Source organism: Streptomyces sp. NPDC014991 (assembly GCF_043080665.1).
Lineage (GTDB): Bacteria > Actinomycetota > Actinomycetes > Streptomycetales > Streptomycetaceae > Streptomyces.
The window spans coordinates 90773-111973 of sequence record NZ_JBIBVY010000012.1 but is presented as its reverse complement, the minus strand read 5'-3'; the positions used below and the strand labels follow the sequence as shown (position 1 = coordinate 111973).

The following is a 21201-nucleotide window of genomic DNA, read 5'->3' as shown; positions in this document are numbered from 1 at the left end:
GCCAACCGGCACAATCCGGGCAGAACTCCTACGCTCGTCTCATGTCAGAGGTGTACGCGAACCGCCGATCCCGGCTGAGGGACCGCTGTAACGCGGCCGGCGCCCCCGCCGCCCTGGTCAGCCGCCCCGCCAACGTGCGCTATCTGGCGGGGGCCGCCCCCCAGGGCGCCGTCCTCCTGCTGGGCAGGCGCGAGGACCTCCTGGTGTGCGCGGGTCCGCCCGACGAGCGCCCCACCGAAGGCCGGCCGGACGAGAGCCTGCGCCTGCACGTCCTCGCGTCACCCGGCGGCGACCCGGCGGTCGCCGCGGCCGACCTCGCCGTGGGCCAGGCCGCCGACGGCCTCGCCGTGGAGGAGCACCACCTCACCGTCAGCCGGCACAGGGCCATCACCTCCGTCGCCCCCGGGCTCCGCCTGGTCGACCTCGGTGGCGCCGTGGAACAGCTCAGGGTGGTCAAGGACGAGGAGGAGATCTCCTGCCTCCGCATCGGCGCCGAGATCGCCGACCAGGCGCTCGGCGAGCTGCTGGAGTCCATCCTGGTCGGCCGCACCGAACGGCACCTCGCGCTGGAGCTGGAGCGGCGCCTGGTGGACCACGGTGCCGACGGCCCGGCCTTCGCCACCTCCGTGGCCACCGGACCGCACGCCGGCCGCCGCGGCCACCGTCCCACCGACCGGCGTGTGGAGGAGGGTGACTTCCTCTCCGTGTGCCTCGGCGCCACCTATCGCGGCTACCGCTGCGAGATCGGCCGCACCTTCGTCATCGGGACCTCGCCCGCCGACTGGCAGATCGAGCTGTACGACCTCGTCTTCGCCGCTCAGCGGGCCGGGCGTGAGTCCCTGGCACCCGGCACCGCCTACCGTGACGTGGACCGCGCGGCACGGCAGGTACTGGATTCCGCAGGCTATGCGGAGTCCCTGCCACCGCTGACCGGACACGGGGTCGGACTCGAAATCGACGAGGACCCGCAGCTGGCCCCCGCGGCCATGGGTAAACTGGACGCTTGCGTGCCGGTCACCGTCGAACCGGGGGTCCACCTCCCGGGCCGGGGCGGCGTCCGGATCGATGACACGCTCGTCGTGCGCCCCGAGGCGGACGGCGGACCCGAGCTACTCACCATCACGACCAAGGAGCTGCTCGCGCTCTAAGCGACTTCGGGGAATTCCAGGCACACCTGCCCTTCCCGTAAGCCGCTGGGCGCGTGACCCGGGGTCGTACGTCAGTCCAGGAGATTCCGCAACCGTGGCTTCCACGAACGACCTCAAGAACGGCCTGGTGCTCAAGCTCGAAGGCGGCCAGCTCTGGTCCGTCGTCGAGTTCCAGCACGTCAAGCCCGGCAAGGGCCCGGCCTTCGTGCGCACCAAGCTCAAGAACGTGCTCTCCGGCAAGGTCGTCGACAAGACCTTCAACGCCGGTGTCAAGGTCGAGACGGCCACTGTCGACAAGCGCGACATGCAGTTCTCGTACATGGACGGCGAGTACTTCGTCTTCATGGACATGCAGACCTATGACCAGCTCATGGTCGACCGCAAGGCCGTCGGCGACGCCGCCAACTTCCTGATCGAGGGCTTCACGGCCACCGTCGCGCAGCACGAGGGCGAGGTGCTCTTCGTCGAGCTGCCGGCCGCCGTCGAGCTGACCGTCCAGGAGACCGAGCCGGGCGTCCAGGGCGACCGCTCCACCGGCGGTACCAAGCCCGCCGTCCTGGAGACCGGTCACCAGATCCAGGTCCCGCTCTTCATCACCACCGGTGAGAAGATCAAGGTCGACACCCGCACCAGCGACTACCTCGGCCGGGTGAACAGCTAACCGTGGCTGCCCGCAACACGGCCCGCAAACGCGCCTTCCAGATCCTCTTCGAGGGCGACCAGCGCGACGCCGACGTCCTGACGGTGCTCGCGGACTGGATCCGGCTCTCGCGGTCGGACACCCGGCAGCCCCCGGTCAGCGAGTACACGATGCAGCTGGTCGAGGGCTACGCGGAGCACGCGGCGCGGATCGACGAACTGATCTCCCAGTACGCGGTGGGCTGGACGCTCGACCGCATGCCGGTCGTCGACCGCAACGTCCTGCGGCTGGGCGCGTACGAGCTGATCTGGGTGGACGAGACCCCGGACGCCGTCGTCCTGGACGAGATGGTGCAGCTGGCGAAGGAGTTCTCCACCGACGAGTCGCCCTCGTTCGTCAACGGCCTGCTGGGCCGGCTGAAGGAGCTGAAGCCGACGCTGCGCCGCGCCTAGGCCCTCTCGTTCGGATCATGCCGGGCTCGCGGGCCCTGGCACCGCGCCTCGCCGCGTTGTCGTCGGTTGCCATGGCTCCGCCACGGCGCCCTCCTCCGCCTTGCGACGCACGGCACCAGGACCCGCTCCCTGATCCGGCCTGATCCGAACGAAAGACCCTAGCCGCGCTCAGCGGTTCGGCCACGCTCAGCGGCGGCTGCGGGTCGTCCGTGGCCGCTCGTGCCACGCCGCGGGGCCGCATTCCGATGCGGCCCCGCGCCCTTTCGGTGCCACGCGTGCCGCCTGGGCCCCCGCAGGGTGCCGGAACAGGCGTAGACGCCGCCGGGGCGGCCGGAACCGTGGGGTTCCGGCCGCCCCGGCGGCACGTTTCTGCTGAGGCGCGAGAGCGCGGGCTCAGGCCTCGTCGTGGGCGGCCACCGCGCGGCGCGCGTCCGCGTCCAGGACGCCCCAGCTGATCAGCTGCTCGGTGAGGACCGAGGGGGACTGGTCATAGATGACGGCGAGTGTGCGCAGGTCGTCCTGGCGGATCGAGAGCACCTTGCCGTTGTAGTCACCGCGCTGGGACTGGATCGTCGCCGCGTAGCGCTGGAGGGGGCCCGCCTTCTCGGCCGGCACGGTGGCCAGCCGCTCCAGGTCCAGGACGAGCTTCGGCGGCGGCTCGGCGGCGCCGCCCGGCGTGGTGCCCGGCAGCAGCTCCTGCACGGGGACGCCATAGAAATCGGCCAGCTCGGCAAGGCGCTGCACGGTCACGGCACGGTCGCCGCGCTCGTACGAACCGACGACCACGGCCTTCCAGCGCCCCTGTGACTTCTCCTCGACACCGTGGAGGGAAAGGCCCTGCTGGGTGCGGATGGCCCGGAGCTTGGCCCCGAGCTGTTTGGCGTATTCGCTGGACATATAGCTCCCCGGACACTGTGTCGACGCGGCCGGCTGTCTTCCCGCCGCGCCGCTGGTAACTCACTGTGAGGTTACGCAGCGTGACTCTTCTGCGTCAAGCCGAATGGTCCACACCGACTCTTCCGTGGTGGCGGCGGGCGGCTGGGCCGAGGGGGTGACGTCGGGGCCGCTCCGGGCACCTGCTACCGTGGATGGCGCAAATCCGACGTCCTTTAAGGTCCGTCCCGTGAGGCGGAGAAGGAGGTCCGTTTCTTATGGACTCACACGCGAACCCGTCCGCCGATGCGCGGCCCGTCCTCGAGGGCCCCGACATCGCGCGGGTGCTGACCCGCATCGCCCACGAGATCGTCGAGCGCGCCAAGGGCGCCGACGACGTGGTGCTCCTCGGCATTCCGACCCGGGGCGTCTTCCTCGCCCAGCGGCTCGCCGCCAAGCTGGAGCAGATCACCGACCGGACGGTCCCGGTCGGCTCGCTCGACATCACCATGTACCGCGACGACCTGCGGCTGCACCCGCCGCGCGCGCTGGCCCGCACCGAGATCCCCGGTGACGGCATCGACGGCAGGCTCGTCGTCCTCGTCGACGACGTGCTGTTCTCCGGCCGCACCATCCGCGCCGCCCTGGACGCCCTGAACGACATCGGGCGCCCGCGCGCGGTCCAGCTCGCGGTCCTGGTCGACCGCGGCCACCGCGAACTGCCCATCCGCGCCGACTACGTCGGCAAGAACCTCCCCACGTCGCTGCGGGAGACGGTCAAGGTCCAGCTCACCGAGGAGGACGGTCGCGACACCGTGCTGCTCGGTGCCAAGCCGGCCGGCCAGTAGCAAGTCAGGCCCGGCCGCTTCGGCGTGCCCGGGCACACACTGACCTGCCCTGCTTCTCCCCATTTGAACTGCCTTACGGAGCCTGACAGATGCAGCGTCATCTCATCTCGGCCGCCGACCTCACCCGCGACGACGCCGTCCTGATCCTCGACACCGCCGAGGAGATGGCCCGGGTCGCCGACCGGCCGATCAAGAAGCTGCCGACCCTGCGCGGCCGGACGATCGTCAACCTCTTCTTCGAGGACTCCACGCGCACGCGCATCTCCTTCGAAGCCGCCGAGAAGCGGCTGTCCGCGGACGTCATCAACTTCACCGCCAAGGGGTCGTCGGTGTCCAAGGGCGAGTCCCTGAAGGACACCGCCCAGACCCTGGAGGCCATGGGCGTCGACGCCGTGGTCATCCGGCACGGCGCCTCCGGAGCCCCGTACCGCCTGGCCAACTCCGGCTGGATCGACGCCGCCGTCATCAACGCCGGCGACGGCACCCACCAGCACCCCACCCAGGCCCTGCTGGACGCCTTCACCCTGCGCCGCCGGCTGACCGGCCGCGACACCGGGCTCGGCCAGGACCTGTCCGGCAAGCGCGTCACCCTCGTCGGTGACGTCCTGCACAGCCGGGTCGCCCGCTCCAACGTGGACCTGCTGCACACCCTCGGCGCCGAGGTCACCCTCGTCGCCCCGCCCACCCTGGTGCCGATCGGCGTGGAGTCCTGGCCGTGCGCGGTGTCGTACGACCTCGACAGCACGCTGCCCAAGTGCGACGCGGTGATGATGCTCCGCGTCCAGCGTGAGCGCATGAACGCGGCCTTCTTCCCGACCGAGCGGGAGTACGCCCGGCGCTACGGCCTCGACGGCGACCGCATGGCCAGGCTGCCCGGGCACGCCATCGTGATGCACCCCGGACCGATGGTCCGCGGCATGGAGATCACCGCCGAGGTCGCCGACTCCGACCGCTGCACCGCCGTCGAGCAGGTCGCCAACGGCGTCTCCATCCGCATGGCCGTCCTCTACCTGCTGCTCGGCGGCAACGAACCCGCCGTCACCCACGCCCGCCCGGCGGCCTCGCACCACCAGCCCGCCGAAGAGCGCTCCGCCCACACCCCCTTCACGGCCGAGGAGAAGTAAGACCATGAGCAAGATCCTGATCCGTGGCGCCAGGGTGCTCGGTGGTGAGCCGCAGGACGTGCTCATCGACGGCGAGAGCGTCGCCGAGGTCGGCACCGGGCTGTCCGCCGAGGGTGCCGAGGTGGTCGAGGCCGGCGGCAAGGTACTGCTGCCGGGCCTGGTCGATCTGCACACCCACCTGCGCGAGCCGGGCCGCGAGGACTCCGAGACGGTGCTCACCGGCACCCGCGCGGCGGCGAGCGGCGGCTACACGGCCGTGTTCGCCATGGCCAACACCTTCCCGGTCGCCGACACCGCCGGTGTCGTCGAGCAGGTCTGGCGGCTCGGCAGGGAGCACGGCTACTGCGACGTGCAGCCCATCGGCGCCGTCACCGTCGGGCTGGAGGGCAGGAAGCTGGCCGAGCTGGGCGCCATGCACGAGTCCGCCGCCGGCGTCACCGTCTTCTCCGACGACGGCAAGTGTGTGGACGACGCCGTGATCATGCGCCGCGCGCTGGAGTACGTGAAGGCCTTCGGCGGGGTCGTCGCCCAGCACGCGCAGGAGCCGCGCCTGACCGAGGGCGCCCAGATGAACGAGGGCGTCGTCTCCGCCGAGCTGGGCCTGGGCGGCTGGCCGGCCGTCGCCGAGGAATCGGTCATCGCGCGGGACGTGCTGCTCGCCGAGCACGTCGGCTCCCGCGTCCACATCTGCCACCTGTCGACCGCCGGCTCGGTCGAGATCGTCCGCTGGGCCAAGTCCCGCGGCATCCGGGTCACCGCCGAGGTCACCCCGCACCACCTCCTCCTCACCGACGAGCTGGTACGGACGTACAACCCCGTCTACAAGGTCAACCCGCCGCTGCGCACCGAGCGGGACGTCATGGCCCTGCGCGAGGCGCTCGCCGACGGCACGATCGACATCGTCGCCACCGACCACGCCCCGCACCCGCACGAGGACAAGGACTGCGAGTGGGCCGCCGCCGCCATGGGCATGGTCGGCCTGGAGACCGCGTTGTCAGTGGTGCAGGAGACCATGGTCGACACGGGCCTGCTGGACTGGGCCGGCGTCGCCGACCGCATGTCCTTCCGGCCCGCGCAGATCGGACAGGCCACCGGGCACGGCCGTCCCGTCTCGGCTGGTGAGCCCGCCAACCTCACCCTCGTCGACACGGCATACCGTGGCCAGGTGGACCCCGCGGGCTTCGCCTCGCGCAGCCGCAACACCCCCTACCAGGGGCGCGAGCTGCCGGGCCGGGTCACCCACACGTGGCTGCGGGGCAAGGCCACGCTCGTCGACGGGAAGCTCACGTGACACCTGTAATCCTCCTGGCGGAAGCCAGGAAGTCGGCCGACGTCACCGACTGGCCGGCCCGCATCGGCTGGCTCGTCGGGCTCGTCCTGTTCATCGCGCTCGTCTACTGGCTGATGCGCGAGGGCTGGAAGTGGCGCGGCACCCTCCAGGGCGACATCCCGGAGCTGCCCACCGCGCCGGACGAGCCCGGCGAGGCGAGACTGACGATGAGCGGCCGCTACCACGGCTCCACCACCGCCGGGCAGTGGCTGGACCGGATCGTGGCCCACGGCCTCGGCACCCGCAGCCGGGTCCGGCTCACCCTGACCGACGCGGGCCTGGAGGTCGAGCGCCCCGGGGCGGCCGACTTCTTCGTCCCCACCGCCGCGCTGCGGGAAGCGCGCCTGGACAAGGGCATCGCCGGCAAGGTCCTCACCGAGGGGGGACTGCTGGTGGTGACCTGGGCGCACGGCGACAAGCTGATCGACTCCGGGTTCCGCTCCGACCGCGCGGCCGAGCACACCGAATGGGTCGACACCCTGAACCAGATGACCGACAAGACGGAAGGCGCACGATGACGACCTCCACCAGGGGAAGCTCCTCCCAGAGGAACAAGGCGCTTCCCGCCGTACTCGTCCTGGAGGACGGCCGCCTCTTCCGCGGCCGCGCCTACGGGGCCGTGGGGGAGACCTTCGGCGAGGCCGTGTTCTCCACCGGCATGACCGGCTACCAGGAGACACTGACCGACCCGTCGTACGACCGCCAGATCGTCGTCGCGACCGCCCCGCAGATCGGCAACACCGGCTGGAACGACGAGGACGACGAGTCGGGCCGCATCTGGGTCTCCGGCTACGTCGTGCGCGACCCCGCGCGCGTGCCGTCCAACTGGCGGTCCACGCGCTCCCTGGACGACGAACTGGAGCGCCAGGGCGTCGTCGGCATCTCCGGCATCGACACCCGGGCCCTCACCCGCCATCTGCGCGAGCGCGGCTCGATGCGCGCCGGCATCTTCTCGGGCGAGGCGGTCGCCCCCGAGGCCGAGCTGCTGGAGCGCGTGCAGGCCCAGCCGCACATGAAGGGCGCGAGCCTGTACGAGGAGGTCGCGACGAAGCAGGCGTACGTCGTCCCGGCGGTCGGCGAGAAGCGGTTCACCGTCGCCGCCATCGACCTCGGCATCAAGGGCATGACCCCGCACCGCATGGCCGAGCGCGGCATCGAGGTGCACGTCCTGCCCGCGACCGCCACGGCCGACGACGTCTACGCCGTCGACCCGGACGGCGTGTTCTTCTCCAACGGCCCCGGCGACCCGGCCACGGCCGACGGCCCCGTCGCGCTGATGTCGGCCGTCCTGGAGCGCAGGACCCCGCTGTTCGGCATCTGCTTCGGCAACCAGATCCTCGGCCGCGCGCTCGGCTTCGGCACCTACAAGCTGAAGTACGGCCACCGGGGCATCAACCAGCCGGTGCAGGACCGTACGACCGGCAAGGTGGAGGTCACCGCGCACAACCACGGCTTCGCCGTGGACGCGCCGCTCGACAAGGTCAGCGAGACGAAGTTCGGCCGCGCCGAGGTCTCGCACGTCTGCCTCAACGACAACGTCGTGGAGGGACTCCAGCTGCTCGACCAGCCCGCCTTCTCCGTCCAGTACCACCCGGAAGCGGCGGCCGGACCGCACGACGCCGCCTACCTGTTCGACCGTTTCGTCTCCCTGATGGAGGGCCAGCGTGCCTAAGCGCACCGATATCCAGTCCGTCCTGGTCATCGGCTCCGGCCCGATCGTCATCGGCCAGGCCGCCGAGTTCGACTACTCCGGCACCCAGGCGTGCCGGGTGCTCAAGGCCGAGGGTCTGCGCGTCATCCTCGTCAACTCCAATCCGGCGACGATCATGACGGACCCGGAGATCGCCGACGCCACCTACGTCGAGCCGATCACCCCCGAGTTCGTCGAGAAGATCATCGCCAAGGAGCGTCCCGACGCCCTGCTGCCCACCCTGGGCGGCCAGACGGCCCTGAACACCGCCATCTCGCTGCACGAGAACGGCACGCTGGAGAAGTACGGCGTCGAGCTGATCGGCGCCAAGCCCGAGGCCATCCACAAGGGCGAGGACCGCGACCTGTTCAAGGGCGTCGTGGAGGAGGTCCGCCGCAAGATCGGGCACGGCGAGTCCGCCCGCTCGGTCATCTGCCACTCCATGGACGACGTCCTCGACGGTGTCGAGACGCTCGGCGGCTACCCGGTCGTCGTCCGCCCGTCCTTCACCATGGGCGGCGCCGGCTCCGGCTTCGCGCACGACGAGGAGGAGCTGCGCCGCATCGCCGGCCAGGGCCTCACCCTCTCCCCGACCACCGAGGTCCTCCTGGAGGAGTCCATCCTCGGCTGGAAGGAGTACGAGCTGGAGCTGATGCGCGACAAGCACGACAACGTCGTGGTCGTCTGCTCCATCGAGAACTTCGACCCGATGGGCGTGCACACCGGTGACTCCATCACCGTCGCGCCCGCGATGACGCTGACCGACCGCGAGTACCAGATCCTGCGGGACGTCGGCATCGCCGTCATCCGTGAGGTCGGCGTGGACACCGGCGGCTGCAACATCCAGTTCGCGGTGAACCCCGAGGACGGCCGCGTGATCGTCATCGAGATGAACCCGCGCGTGTCGCGTTCCTCCGCCCTCGCCTCCAAGGCGACCGGCTTCCCGATCGCCAAGATCGCCGCCAAGCTCGCCGTCGGCTACACGCTGGACGAGATCCCGAACGACATCACGCGCGAGACCCCGGCCTCCTTCGAGCCCACGCTCGACTACGTGGTCGTCAAGGCCCCGCGGTTCGCCTTCGAGAAGTTCCCGCAGGCCGACTCCACGCTGACCACCACCATGAAGTCGGTCGGCGAGGCCATGGCCATCGGCCGCAACTTCCCCGAGGCCTTCCAGAAGGCGCTGCGCTCGCTGGAGAAGAAGGGCAGCCAGTTCGCCTTCACCGGCGAGCCCGGCGACAAGGAAACCCTGCTGCGCGAGGCCGTACGGCCCACCGACGGCCGGATCAACACCGTCATGCAGGCCATCCGCGCGGGCGCCACACCTGAGGAGGTCTTCGCCTACACGAAGATCGACCCGTGGTTCGTGGACCAGCTCTTCCTGATCAAGGAGATCGCGGACGAGCTGGCGGGCGCGCCGGAGCTGACCGCCGACCTGCTCGCCGAGGCCAAGCGGCACGGCTTCTCCGACCAGCAGATCGGCGAGATCCGCGGCCTTCGCGAGGACGTCGTCCGGGAGGTCCGGCACGCCCTCGGCATCCGCCCGGTCTACAAGACGGTCGACACCTGCGCCGCCGAGTTCGCCGCGAAGACGCCGTACTTCTACTCCTCCTACGACGAGGAGACCGAGGTCGCGCGCCGCGAGAAGCCCGCGGTGATCATCCTCGGCTCGGGCCCCAACCGCATCGGCCAGGGCATCGAGTTCGACTACTCCTGCGTGCACGCCTCCTTCGCGCTGTCCGACGCCGGGTACGAGACCGTGATGGTCAACTGCAACCCGGAGACCGTCTCCACGGACTACGACACCTCCGACCGCCTGTACTTCGAGCCGCTGACGCTCGAGGACGTGCTGGAGATCGTCCACGCCGAGCAGCAGGCCGGCCCGCTCGCGGGCGTCATCGTCCAGCTGGGCGGCCAGACCCCGCTGGGTCTGTCCCAGGCCCTCAAGGACAACGGCGTGCCGGTCGTCGGCACGTCCCCCGAGGCCATCCACGCGGCCGAGGACCGCGGCGCCTTCGGCCGCGTCCTGGCGGAGGCGGGTCTGCCGGCGCCCAAGCACGGCACGGCCACCACCTTCGAGGAGGCCAAGGCCATCGCCGACGAGATCGGCTACCCGGTCCTGGTCCGGCCCTCCTACGTCCTCGGCGGGCGCGGCATGGAGATCGTCTACGACGAGACCCGCCTCGCCTCGTACATCGCCGAGTCGACCGAGATCAGCCCCTCCCGGCCGGTCCTCGTCGACCGTTTCCTCGACGACGCGATCGAGATCGACGTCGACGCCCTCTACGACGGCGAGGAGCTGTACCTCGGCGGTGTCATGGAGCACATCGAGGAGGCCGGTATCCACTCCGGCGACTCGGCGTGCGCCCTGCCCCCGATCACCCTCGGCGGCTTCGACATCAAGCGCCTGCGCGCCTCCACCGAGGCCATCGCCAAGGGTGTCGGCGTGCGCGGCCTGATCAACATCCAGTTCGCGATGGCGGGCGACATCCTCTACGTCCTGGAGGCCAACCCGCGCGCCTCCCGTACGGTCCCCTTCACCTCCAAGGCGACCGCGGTCCCGCTCGCCAAGGCCGCCGCCCGCATCTCGCTGGGCGCGACCATCGCCGAGCTGCGCGCCGAGGGCCTGCTGCCGAGGAACGGCGACGGCGGCGAGCTGCCCCTCGACGCGCCGATCTCCGTCAAGGAGGCCGTCCTGCCCTGGTCCCGCTTCCGGGACTTCCAGGGCCGCGGTGTCGACACCATCCTCGGCCCGGAGATGCGCTCCACCGGCGAGGTCATGGGCATCGACTCCGTCTTCGGCACGGCGTACGCCAAGTCGCAGGCGGGTGCCTACGGCCCGCTGCCCACCAAGGGCCGCGCGTTCATCTCGGTCGCCAACCGCGACAAGCGCTCGATGATCTTCCCGGCGCGCGAGCTGGTCGCCCACGGCTTCGAGCTGCTCGCCACCTCCGGCACCGCCGAGGTCCTCAAGCGCAACGGCATCAATGCCACGGTCGTCCGCAAGCAGTCCGAGGGCACCGGCCCGAACGGCGAGAAGACCATCGTCCAGCTGATCCACGACGGCGAGGTCGACCTCATCGTCAACACCCCGTACGGCACCGGTGGCCGCCTCGACGGCTACGACATCCGTACGGCCGCGGTGGCCCGCTCCGTGCCCTGCCTGACGACCGTCCAGGCGCTCGCGGCGGCCGTCCAGGGCATCGACGCCCTCAACCACGGCGACGTGGGCGTCCGCTCGCTCCAGGAACACGCCGAACACCTGACCGCGGCCCGCGACTAGCAGCCCCGAGGGGGACACCGGAAACGGTGTCCCCCTCTTCATGAGGACACCCACATGTACAAGATCTTCTTCCGCCTGGTCTTCCGGCGGATGGACCCCGAGCGCGCCCACCACCTGGCCTTCCGCTGGATCCGGCTGGCCGCCCGCGTCCCCGTGCTGCGCACCTTCGCCGCCGCCGCCCTCGCGCCCCGTCACAAGGAACTGCGCACCGAGGCCTTCGGGCTGCGGATGCACGGCCCCTTCGGACTCGCCGCCGGCTTCGACAAGAACGCCGTCGCCATCGACGGGATGTCGATGCTGGGCTTCGACCACGTCGAGATCGGCACGGTCACCGGCGAGCCGCAGCCCGGCAACCCGAAGAAGCGGCTGTTCCGGCTGGTCGAGGACCGCGCGCTGATCAACCGCATGGGCTTCAACAACGACGGCTCGCTGGCCGTCGCGGCCCGCCTGGCGACCCGCGAGCCGGTCTTCCGCACCGTCGTCGGCGTCAACATCGGCAAGACCAAGATCGTGCCGGAGGCGGAGGCCGTCGCCGACTACGTGAAGTCCGCCGAGCGCCTCGCGCCGTACGCCGACTACCTCGTCGTCAACGTCTCCTCGCCCAACACGCCCGGACTGCGCGACCTCCAGGCGGTGGACCACCTGCGTCCGCTGCTGACCGCCGTGCGCGAGGCCGCCGACCGCACGGTGGCGAACCGGCGCGTCCCGCTGCTGGTGAAGATCGCCCCGGACCTCGCCGACGAGGACGTCGACGCGGTCGCCGACCTGGCCGTCGAACTGGGCCTGGACGGCATCATCGCCACCAACACCACCATCGCGCGTGCGGGCCTCGGCCTGCGCTCCGCCCCCGGACAGGCCGAGGAGACCGGCGGCCTGTCCGGAGCCCCGCTCAAGGCACGCTCCCTGGAGGTGCTGCGCCGCCTGTACGCGCGCGTGGGCGACCGGATCACCCTGGTGGGCGTCGGCGGCATCGAGAGCGCCGAGGACGCCTGGCAGCGCATCCTGGCCGGTGCCACGCTGGTCCAGGGTTACAGCGCCTTCGTCTACGAGGGCCCCTTTTGGTGCCGCGCCGTCCACAAGGGCCTCGCCGCCCGCCTGCGCACCAGCCCCTACGCCACCCTCGCCGACGCGGTCGGCGCCGACGTGAGGAAGCCCGCATGACACCGTTGGAGCCCTTCGGCGCCCGGCTGCGCCGCGCCATGGACGAGCGCGGCCCGCTGTGCGTCGGCATCGACCCGCACGCCTCCCTGCTCGCCGAGTGGGGCCTGGACGACGACGTCGCCGGGCTGGAACGGTTCAGCCGCACGGTGGTGGAGGCCGTGGCCGACCGGGTGGCCGTCCTGAAGCCGCAGAGCGCCTTCTTCGAGCGGTTCGGCTCGCGGGGCCTCGCGGTCCTGGAGACGTCCGTCAGGGAGGCACGAGCGGCCGGTGCCCTGGTCGTGCTGGACGCCAAGCGCGGTGACATCGGCTCGACCATGGCCGCCTACGCCGAGGCGTTCCTGCGCGAGGGAGCCCCGCTGTTCTCCGACGCCCTGACCGTCTCGCCGTATCTGGGCTACGGCTCGCTCAGCCCGGCCGTCGCGCTGGCCCGGGAGAGCGGTGCCGGCCTCTTCGTGCTGGCGCTGACCTCGAACCCGGAGGGCGGCGAGGTGCAGCACGCGGTGCGTGCCGACGGCCGGACCATCGGGGCGACCATGCTGGCCCATCTGGCGGCCGAGAACGCCGGTGAGGAGCCGCTGGGCTCCTTCGGCGCGGTCGTCGGCGCCACGCTCGGCGACCTGTCCTCGTACGACCTCGACATCAACGGCCCGCTCCTCGCGCCCGGCATCGGCGCCCAGGGCGCGACCCCCGCCGACCTTCCCCGTGTCTTCGGAGCGGCCGCCCGCAACGTGGTGCCCAACGTCAGCCGGGGTGTTCTGCGTCACGGTCCCGACGTCAGCGCGCTGCGCGGGGCGGCCGAGCGGGTCGCGGAGGAGATCCGGGCGGCCGTCGACCGCGTCTGAACCGCCGGCCGCGTGCTCGGCTGAGCGCTGTCGCGTCGACGTGAGTGTGAATACATCTGCAAATCGCGGGCAATATGCCTGAAATGTCCGACCTGACGGAGGCTGACCAGGACTTTTCCGCTGTTCTCGCTGACTCTGGCGGACTTGCCCGCTAGTCTCCGAGCAGTGGGGGCACCTCCAAGGCCCTCAAGGCAGTGGGGGAGAACGGGCGACGCGTGTTGCTCGTAGCTCCCCAGGTGTGGGGCGACTAGGTTCCTCACCGGTCCGTATCCGACAGTTCGACATCCGAGGTGACGTAGGCGTGGCTCTTCCGCCCCTTACCCCTGAACAGCGCGCAGCCGCGCTCGAAAAGGCCGCCGCGGCTCGCCGGGAGCGGGCCGAGGTCAAGAATCGACTCAAGCACTCCGGCGCCTCCCTGCACGAGGTCATCAAGCAGGGCCAGGAGAACGACGTCATCGGCAAGATGAAGGTCTCCGCGCTGCTGGAGTCCCTGCCGGGCGTGGGCAAGGTCCGCGCCAAGCAGATCATGGAGCGTCTGGGAATCTCCGAGAGCCGCCGCGTGCGCGGTCTCGGTTCGAACCAGATCGCCTCCCTGGAGCGTGAGTTCGGCAGCACCGGCTCCTGAGTCCGCCTCCCGACGGACAGGGAGTCCCGGGCACTCCGGGATTGCTGGATAATCGCTGCATGGCAGTAACACTCCGGGGGACGTCCCCCGAACCCCCGGACGCACGTCCGCGGCTGACCGTGCTCTCCGGCCCCTCGGGGGTCGGCAAGAGCACGGTCGTCGCTCATATGCGCAAGGAACACCCCGACGTCTGGCTCTCCGTGTCGGCGACCACCCGCAAGCCGCGCCCCGGCGAGCAGCACGGAGTCCACTACTTCTTCGTCACCGACGACGAGATGGACAAGCTGATCGCCAACGGCGAGCTGCTGGAGTGGGCGGAGTTCGCCGGCAACCGCTACGGCACGCCCCGCGCGGCCGTGCTGGAGAGGCTGGAGAACGGCGAGCCCGTCCTGCTGGAGATCGACCTCCAGGGCGCCCGCCAGGTCCGGGAGTCGCTCTCCGACGCCCAGCTGGTGTTCCTGGCTCCGCCCTCCTGGGAGGAGCTGGTGCGCAGGCTCACCGGCCGGGGAACCGAGCCCCCCGAGGTCATCGAGCGCCGCCTGGAGGCCGCCAGGACCGAGCTGGCGGCCGAGCCGGAGTTCGACGTGACCCTGGTCAACACCTCCGTCGAGGACGTGGCGCGCGAGCTGCTAGCCTTGATGAACATTGTGTGATCGTGACTGTGATCACGATGACTGATTCTTTTCCATCCATCGGAAGGTAGAGCGTGTCCTCTTCCATCACCGCGCCCGAGGGCATCATCAACCCGCCGATCGACGAGCTTCTCGAGGCCACCGACTCGAAGTACAGCCTCGTGATCTACGCGGCGAAGCGTGCTCGCCAGATCAACGCGTACTACTCGCAGCTCGGCGAGGGCCTCCTCGAGTACGTCGGTCCGCTCGTCGACACCCACGTGCACGAGAAGCCGCTCTCGATCGCCCTGCGCGAGATCAACGCCGGTCTCCTGACCTCCGAGGCCATCGAGGGCCCGGCGCAGTAGTTTTTCCGTATTGCGATCGACTTATCCACAGGCCCGGCAGTCACGCTGCCGGGCCTGTGGTGTGTCATGGAGTCGGTCGTTCGTTACTCGAGTCCGGGAGACACGGTGGACAAGCCGAGGGTCGTGCTGGGGGTCAGCGGTGGCATCGCCGCCTACAAGGCCTGTGAGCTGCTGAGAAGGTTCACGGAGTCGGGCCATGACGTCCGCGTGGTGCCCACCGCCTCCGCGCTGCACTTCGTCGGCGCCGCCACCTGGTCGGCCCTGTCCGGCAACCCCGTCTCCCCCGAGGTCTGGGACGACGTGCACGAGGTCCCGCACGTCCGCATCGGCCAGCACGCCGACCTGGTGGTCGTCGCCCCGGCCACCGCGGACATGCTCGCCAAGGCGGCCCACGGCCTCGCCGACGACCTGCTGACCAACACGCTGCTCACCGCCCGCTGTCCGGTCGTCTTCGCCCCGGCCATGCACACCGAGATGTGGGAGCACCCGGCCACCCGGGAGAACGTGGCCACGCTCCGCCGCCGCGGCGCCGTCGTCATCGAACCCGCCGTCGGCCGCCTCACCGGCGTCGACACCGGCAAGGGCCGGCTCCCCGACCCCGCGGAGATCTTCGAGGTCTGCCGCCGGGTGCTGGCCCGGGGCGTCACCGAGCCCGACCTGCGGGGGCGGCACGTCGTCGTCTCCGCCGGCGGCACCCGCGAGCCCCTCGACCCGGTCCGCTTCCTCGGCAACCGCTCCTCCGGCAAGCAGGGCTACGCCCTCGCCCGTACGGCCGCCGCCCGCGGCGCCCGGGTGACACTCGTCGCGGCCAACACCGGGCTGCCCGACCCGGCGGGGGTGGACGTCGTCCCGGTGGGCACGGCCGTCCAGCTGCGCGAGGCCGTCCTCAAGGCCGCGGCGGACGCCGACGCCGTGGTCATGGCCGCCGCCGTCGCCGACTTCCGGCCGGCCGCCTACGCCGCCGGGAAGATCAAGAAGAGGGACGGCCAGGAACCCGATCCGGTCGTGCTGGTGCGAAATCCAGACATTCTCGCGGAGATCTCCGCCGACCGTGCCCGCCCCGCTCAGGTGATCGTCGGTTTCGCCGCCGAGACCGACGACGTCCTCGCCAACGGCCGGACCAAGCTCGCCCGCAAGGGCTGTGACCTGCTCGTGGTCAACGAGGTGGGGGAGCGCAAGACCTTCGGCTCCGAGGAGAACGAAGCCGTCGTCCTGGGTGCCGACGGCAGCGAGACCTCGGTGCCGCACGGACCGAAGGAGGCCCTGGCCGACATCGTCTGGGACCTGGTCGCCCAGCGGCTGGGCTGACCCGCCCGGCGGTCCCGGGGCCGGGCCGCCGCCCGGGTGAAGGGCGTGCGCCACGATGCCGCGGCCGGGTGTGGCGGCTCTGGTCACACCGGCCGTCATTGTGCAGAATGCCTGTGCCGCAGGTCACAACGCCTCCGAGAAGCGAGATGGTGGCCCGTCGGCCGAGTGCGACCGATAAACTGTTGACGGTCGACCGGGCGCAGCCCTGTGTCGACCGCAAATGATCAGCCAGCAGCCGCTGCAACCACAGGGAGCATTGTGTCCCGTCGCCTGTTCACCTCGGAGTCCGTGACCGAGGGTCACCCCGACAAGATCGCTGACCAGATCAGCGACACCATTCTCGACGCGCTTCTGCGCGAGGACCCGACCTCCCGGGTCGCCGTCGAGACGCTGATCACCACCGGCCTGGTCCACGTGGCCGGCGAGGTGACGACCAAGGCCTACGCGGACATCGCGACGCTCGTCCGCGGCAAGATCCTGGACATCGGCTACGACTCCTCCAAGAAGGGCTTCGACGGCGCCTCCTGCGGTGTCTCGGTGTCCATCGGCGCGCAGTCCCCGGACATCGCGCAGGGTGTCGACGCGGCGTACGAGGCACGGGTCGAGGGTGACGAGGACGAGCTGGACCGGCAGGGTGCGGGCGACCAGGGCCTGATGTTCGGCTACGCGTCCGACGAGACGCCGACGCTGATGCCGCTCCCGATCTTCCTGGCGCACCGCCTGTCCAAGCGCCTCTCGGACGTCCGCAAGAACGGCACCATCCCCTACCTCCGCCCCGACGGCAAGACGCAGGTCACCATCGAGTACGACGGCGACAAGGCCGTCCGCCTCGACACGGTGGTCGTCTCCTCCCAGCACGCCTCCGACATCGACCTGGAGTCGCTGCTCGCCCCCGACATCCGCGAGTTCGTCGTGGAGCCGGAGCTGAAGGCGCTCCTGGACGAGGGCATCAAGCTGGACACCGAGGGCTACCGCCTGCTGGTCAACCCGACCGGCCGCTTCGAGATCGGCGGTCCGATGGGCGACGCCGGCCTCACCGGCCGCAAGATCATCATCGACACCTACGGCGGCATGGCCCGCCACGGCGGCGGCGCCTTCTCCGGCAAGGACCCGTCCAAGGTCGACCGCTCGGCCGCCTACGCCATGCGCTGGGTCGCCAAGAACGTCGTGGCGGCCGGCCTGGCCTCCCGCTGCGAGGTCCAGGTCGCCTACGCGATCGGCAAGGCCGAGCCCGTCGGCCTCTTCGTCGAGACCTTCGGCACCAACACGATCGAGACCGAGAAGATCGAGAAGGCTATCGACGAGGTCTTCGACCTCCGCCCGGCCGCGATCATCCGCGACCTCGACCTGCTGCGCCCGATCTACTCCCAGACCGCGGCCTACGGCCACTTCGGCCGCGAGCTGCCCGACTTCACCTGGGAGCGCACGGACCGCGTGGACGCCCTGCGCACCGCCGCGGGCCTGTAACCCCGCAACACCGCTCACCGAGGCCCGGCTCCCCCGCGCGGGGGCCGGGCCTCGGCGTGTGCGCGGGCGGGCCGCGCCGCACGCGGCACTTCGCGCGATGCCGAGCGGCGTGACGGACGCGGGCGGACGTGGCGTGACGGCGGGGACGCCGGGCCCGGTGGCCCGCCCGGACGGCGTTGTCAGTGGCGTTTGGTAAGAATGCAAGCGTGAGCAGCGAGAACGGACCGGGGGACGGCGGGGCCGAGGGGGCGCCGCCGGAACAGCTCGCGCTCATCCGGGAGAGCGTGCGCAAGGCGAAGGTGCCACGGGCGAAGCCGCGGACCTGGCGGGGAGCCGCGCTCGCCGAGCACCTGCCCGTCGCCCGGGTGCTGGTCGACAAGGGCGTGCTGCACCTCGACCGGTACTTCGACTACGCCGTGCCCGCCGACCTGGACGCGCAGGCACAGCCCGGGGTGCGGGTGCGGGTGCGGTTCGGGGCCGGGCGGCACCGGGTGCGCGAGGGGCGCCGGGAGGGCGGTGGGCTCGTCGACGGCTTCCTCGTGGAGCGGCGGGCCGAGTCCGACTACGCCGGACCCCTGGCCGCCCTCGCCCAGGTCGTGTCGCCGGAGCCCGTGCTCGGCGAGGAGCTGCTGGGGCTCGCGCGGGCCGTCGCCGACCGCTACGCGGGCAGCCTCGCCGATGTGCTCCAGCTCGCCGTGCCGCCACGCAACGCACGCGCCGAGCAGCGGCCCTCCCCGGCACCGCTGCCGCCGCCGAAAGCCCCGGACGCCGGCTCCTGGGAGCGGTACGAGCACGGGAGCGCCTTCCTCGGCGCGCTGGCCTCGGGCGGGGCACCCCGGGCCGTGTGGAACGCGCTTCCCGGGCCGCGATGGAGCGAGGAACTGGCCCGGGCCGTCGCCGCCACGCTGGCCTCGGGGCGCGGCGCCCTCGTCGTCGTACCGGACGGGCGGGCCGCCGCCCGCGTGGACGCCGCGCTGACCGCGCTGCTCGGCGCCGGCCGGCACGCGCTGCTCACCGCCGACGCCGGACCGGAGAAGCGGTACGCGCAGTGGCTGGCGGTGCGGCGGGGATCCGTGCGCGCCGTCGTCGGCACCCGGGCGGCGATGTTCGCGCCCGTGCGGGACCTCGGCCTCGTCGCCGTCTGGGACGACGGGGACGACAGCCACAGCGAGCAGCACGCCCCGCAGCCGCACACCCGGGACGTCCTGCTGCTGCGCGCCGCGCTGGACCGGTGCGCGTTCCTGCTGGGGAGCTGGAGCTGCACCGTGGAGGCCGCGCAGCTCGTCGAGAGCGGCTGGGCCCGGCCGCTGGCCGCCGGGCGGGAGGAGGTGCGGCGCGCCGCCCCCCTGGTCCGGACGGTCGGTGACGGCGACCTCGCGCGAGACGAGGCCGCCCGCGCCGCCCGGCTGCCCACCCTCGCCTGGCAGGCGGCCCGCGAGGGGCTGCGGCACGGGCCGGTGCTCGTGCAGGTGCCCCGGCGGGGATACGCACCCCGCATGGCCTGCGACCGGTGCCGGGCGCCCGCCCGGTGCCGGCACTGCTCGGGACCGCTCGAGGGACAGGACGGGGGCGTCCTGCGATGCGGCTGGTGCGGGCGCGAGGAGGGCGCCTGGCACTGCCCCGAGTGCGGCGCCTTCCGGCTCCGCGCCCAGGTCGTGGGCGCGCGGCGCACCGCCGAGGAACTGGGGCGGGCCTTTCCCGCCGTACCGGTGCGCACCTCGGGACGCGAGCAGGTGCTGGACACCGTGCCCGGCACGCCCGCCCTGGTCGTCAGCACACCGGGCGCCGAACCCGTCGCCGAGGGCGGTTACGCGGCGGCTCTGCTGCTGGACGGCTGGACCATGCTCGTACGGCCCGATCTGCGGGCCGGTGAGGACGCGCTGCGCCGGTGGATCGCGGCCGGTGCGCTGGTGCGGCCGCAGGCCGAGGGGGGCACGGTGGTCGTGGTGGCCGAGCCGACCCTGCGCCCCGTACAGGCCCTTGTGCGCTGGGATCCCGTCGGGCATGCCGTGCGGGAGCTGGCCGAGCGGGCCGAGCTGGGGTTCCCGCCGGTGTCCCGGATGGCGGCCGTGTCCGGGTCGCCCGCGGCCGTCACCGAGTTCCTGGCAGCGGCCGGACTGCCGCCGGACGCCGAGGTGCTGGGGCCGGTGCCGCTGCCGCCCGCGCCGCCCGGCCGGCCCCGCAGGCCCGGCGGGCCGCCGCCCGGCGAGCACTGGGAGCGGGCACTCGTCCGCGTACCGCCGGGCAGCGGCGCCGCGCTGGCCACCGCCCTGAAGACCGCGCAGGCCGCCCGCACGGCCCGGGGGAGCGAGGAGCCGGTGCGGGTACGGATCGATCCGCCGGACATCGGGTGACGGGGGTGGACGCAGGCGTACGGGGGCGTCGGGCGGGATGCCTCGGGGGCGTGCCCGGGAGCGCCTGAGCCGGCGCTGCCGTGCCGGCCGCGCCGTGGCATGCGGGGCGACGTCCGGGACCGGGAACCGCGGACCGGGAACCGCGGACCGGGAGAACCGCGGACCGGGGACGGGCCGCGGGTCGGGGCATACCCTCCGCTGCGTCCGCCGCGTCCGCCGCGTCCGTGCGTGCCGTGGCCGGTCGGTGGCATCTGGCGGCCGGCCCGGAACGCGCCGGCCCGCAACGCGTCCGCCGGCAGGTCCGCCCTCCCGGGCGGACTTCCGGGAGGGCGGGGTGCGGGCCCTCGCCGTCAGCCGTTGCGCGGGCTGGGGAAGGCCGTCGCACGGGCGTCGTCGCGCAGCACCGCGCTGCCCGCGGTCGGCTGGGTCGGCATGGAGCGGGCCGCCGGGACCGTCGGCACCGTGGGCAGTCCCGGGTGCGCGTCGAGCGTGCGGGTGCCGGCCGGCTCCGTCGCCCGGTCCGACTCGGTGGCGGCCTGGGCCGCGGCGCGACGGGCGCCGTAGCGGCGGTGCACCGCCTGCTTGGTGACCCCGAGCGCGGAGCCCACCGCGTCCCAGGAGAAGCCCAGTGAGCGGTCGAAGTCCACGGCGGCGGTGACCAGGGTCTCGACGCTGTCCCGCAGTTCCTGGGCGAGGCGCACGGTCGGGGCGGGGGCCCGGCCGTAGACGACGAAGCCCGTGGAGGGGCCGGAGCGGCGCGGGCGGTAGACGTTGCCCAACTGGGCGGTGAGCGTGCGCAGCGCGTCCACCTGCCGGCGGACCCGCTCGATGTCCCGCACCAGCAAGTGCAGGCTGGCCCGGGCCTGGGCGTCGTGGGTTGCGTGGTCGGCCATGAACAAGCCTCTCGAACCGGCGTTGAAAGGAACCGGGCCGCGAACGGGGCCCGATGTGGTCAACTCTGTCTTGACCAACGCGCTGACGCTCCGCTGGTCACGGGCTGGGGGCGCGCGGGCACACGAGTACGCCGCCCGCCCGCCCGTGCGCCGCCCGTGGTCATAGACTGGTGCGCTGCCCGCC

The 21201-nt window shown here is 72.0% G+C and carries 19 protein-coding genes; 17 read left to right on the top strand and 2 right to left on the bottom strand.

Annotation, left to right across the window (positions count from 1 at the left end; translation table 11 throughout):
• The first annotated feature begins 41 nt into the window (after positions 1-41).
• The 3 genes from ACF1BE_RS20160 (at position 42) to nusB (ending at position 2240) form a co-directional block, all read left to right on the top strand.
• Positions 42-1148, top strand: coding sequence for an aminopeptidase P family protein (locus ACF1BE_RS20160; protein WP_392200409.1), 1107 nt, complete (start codon positions 42-44; stop codon positions 1146-1148).
• Positions 1149-1242: 94 nt separating this feature from the next.
• On the top strand, positions 1243-1809 hold the full coding sequence (efp, locus tag ACF1BE_RS20155; protein WP_392200408.1) for an elongation factor P: 567 nt from the start codon (positions 1243-1245) through the stop codon (positions 1807-1809).
• Positions 1810-1811: 2 nt separating this feature from the next.
• Entirely contained in the window at positions 1812-2240 is a 429-nt protein-coding gene (gene nusB / locus ACF1BE_RS20150; RefSeq protein WP_392200407.1) for a transcription antitermination factor NusB, read from the top strand.
• A gap of 393 nt (positions 2241-2633) precedes the next feature.
• Here nusB and bldD read toward each other — a convergent pair whose 3' ends face one another.
• Positions 2634-3137 (bottom strand): transcriptional regulator BldD, encoded by a 504-nt coding sequence (gene bldD / locus ACF1BE_RS20145; protein ID WP_121789767.1) that lies wholly within the window; start codon positions 3135-3137, stop codon positions 2634-2636.
• A 254-nt stretch (positions 3138-3391) separates the two neighbouring features.
• On the opposite strand from bldD, the gene pyrR reads away from it, so the two are divergent.
• From pyrR to ACF1BE_RS20075, 14 genes are all read left to right on the top strand, one after another.
• Positions 3392-3961: a bifunctional pyr operon transcriptional regulator/uracil phosphoribosyltransferase PyrR gene (pyrR, locus tag ACF1BE_RS20140; protein WP_373913021.1), complete on the top strand. Its 570-nt coding sequence runs from the start codon at positions 3392-3394 to the stop codon at positions 3959-3961.
• Between the two features lie 89 nt (positions 3962-4050).
• Positions 4051-5085 (top strand): aspartate carbamoyltransferase catalytic subunit, encoded by a 1035-nt coding sequence (locus ACF1BE_RS20135; protein WP_392200406.1) that lies wholly within the window; start codon positions 4051-4053, stop codon positions 5083-5085.
• A gap of 4 nt (positions 5086-5089) precedes the next feature.
• Complete coding sequence (locus ACF1BE_RS20130; protein WP_392200405.1) at positions 5090-6376, top strand: dihydroorotase; 1287 nt, start codon at positions 5090-5092, stop codon at positions 6374-6376.
• Complete coding sequence (locus ACF1BE_RS20125; protein WP_392200404.1) at positions 6373-6933, top strand: hypothetical protein; 561 nt, start codon at positions 6373-6375, stop codon at positions 6931-6933. The genes ACF1BE_RS20130 and ACF1BE_RS20125 overlap by 4 nt, the downstream gene beginning before the upstream one ends.
• Positions 6930-8087 (top strand): glutamine-hydrolyzing carbamoyl-phosphate synthase small subunit, encoded by a 1158-nt coding sequence (gene carA, locus ACF1BE_RS20120; RefSeq protein ID WP_392200403.1) that lies wholly within the window; start codon positions 6930-6932, stop codon positions 8085-8087. The genes ACF1BE_RS20125 and carA overlap by 4 nt, the downstream gene beginning before the upstream one ends.
• Complete coding sequence (gene carB / locus ACF1BE_RS20115; RefSeq protein WP_392200402.1) at positions 8080-11388, top strand: carbamoyl-phosphate synthase large subunit; 3309 nt, start codon at positions 8080-8082, stop codon at positions 11386-11388. Before carA ends, carB begins: the two co-directional genes overlap by 8 nt.
• 54 nt (positions 11389-11442) lie before the next feature.
• Complete coding sequence (locus tag ACF1BE_RS20110) at positions 11443-12549, top strand: quinone-dependent dihydroorotate dehydrogenase (RefSeq protein WP_392200401.1); 1107 nt, start codon at positions 11443-11445, stop codon at positions 12547-12549.
• On the top strand, positions 12546-13391 hold the full coding sequence (gene pyrF / locus ACF1BE_RS20105) for an orotidine-5'-phosphate decarboxylase (protein ID WP_392200400.1): 846 nt from the start codon (positions 12546-12548) through the stop codon (positions 13389-13391). The genes ACF1BE_RS20110 and pyrF overlap by 4 nt, the downstream gene beginning before the upstream one ends.
• Before the next feature lie 301 nt (positions 13392-13692).
• Positions 13693-14016, top strand: a complete 324-nt coding sequence (locus ACF1BE_RS20100) for an integration host factor (protein WP_003977346.1) — start codon at positions 13693-13695, stop codon at positions 14014-14016.
• 59 nt (positions 14017-14075) lie between these two features.
• The gene (gene gmk / locus ACF1BE_RS20095; protein WP_392200399.1) at positions 14076-14669 is read left to right on the top strand and encodes a guanylate kinase; all 594 of its coding nucleotides are present in this window, start codon (positions 14076-14078) and stop codon (positions 14667-14669) included.
• Positions 14670-14722: 53 nt separating this feature from the next.
• Positions 14723-14995, top strand: a complete 273-nt coding sequence (gene rpoZ, locus ACF1BE_RS20090; RefSeq protein WP_005319902.1) for a DNA-directed RNA polymerase subunit omega — start codon at positions 14723-14725, stop codon at positions 14993-14995.
• 105 nt (positions 14996-15100) lie between these two features.
• Positions 15101-16303 carry a bifunctional phosphopantothenoylcysteine decarboxylase/phosphopantothenate--cysteine ligase CoaBC gene (gene coaBC, locus ACF1BE_RS20085; protein WP_392200398.1) on the top strand — a complete coding sequence of 401 codons (1203 nt, stop codon included), beginning with the start codon at positions 15101-15103 and terminating at the stop codon, positions 16301-16303.
• Between the two features lie 258 nt (positions 16304-16561).
• Entirely contained in the window at positions 16562-17770 is a 1209-nt protein-coding gene (metK, locus tag ACF1BE_RS20080) for a methionine adenosyltransferase (protein WP_392200397.1), read from the top strand.
• A gap of 206 nt (positions 17771-17976) precedes the next feature.
• Positions 17977-20124, top strand: a complete 2148-nt coding sequence (locus ACF1BE_RS20075) for a primosomal protein N' (protein ID WP_392200396.1) — start codon at positions 17977-17979, stop codon at positions 20122-20124.
• Positions 20125-20474: 350 nt separating this feature from the next.
• Here the strand turns inward: ACF1BE_RS20075 and ACF1BE_RS20070 are convergent, their stop codons facing one another.
• Entirely contained in the window at positions 20475-21017 is a 543-nt protein-coding gene (locus ACF1BE_RS20070; RefSeq protein WP_392200395.1) for a hypothetical protein, read from the bottom strand.
• Positions 21018-21201 lie beyond the last annotated feature (184 nt).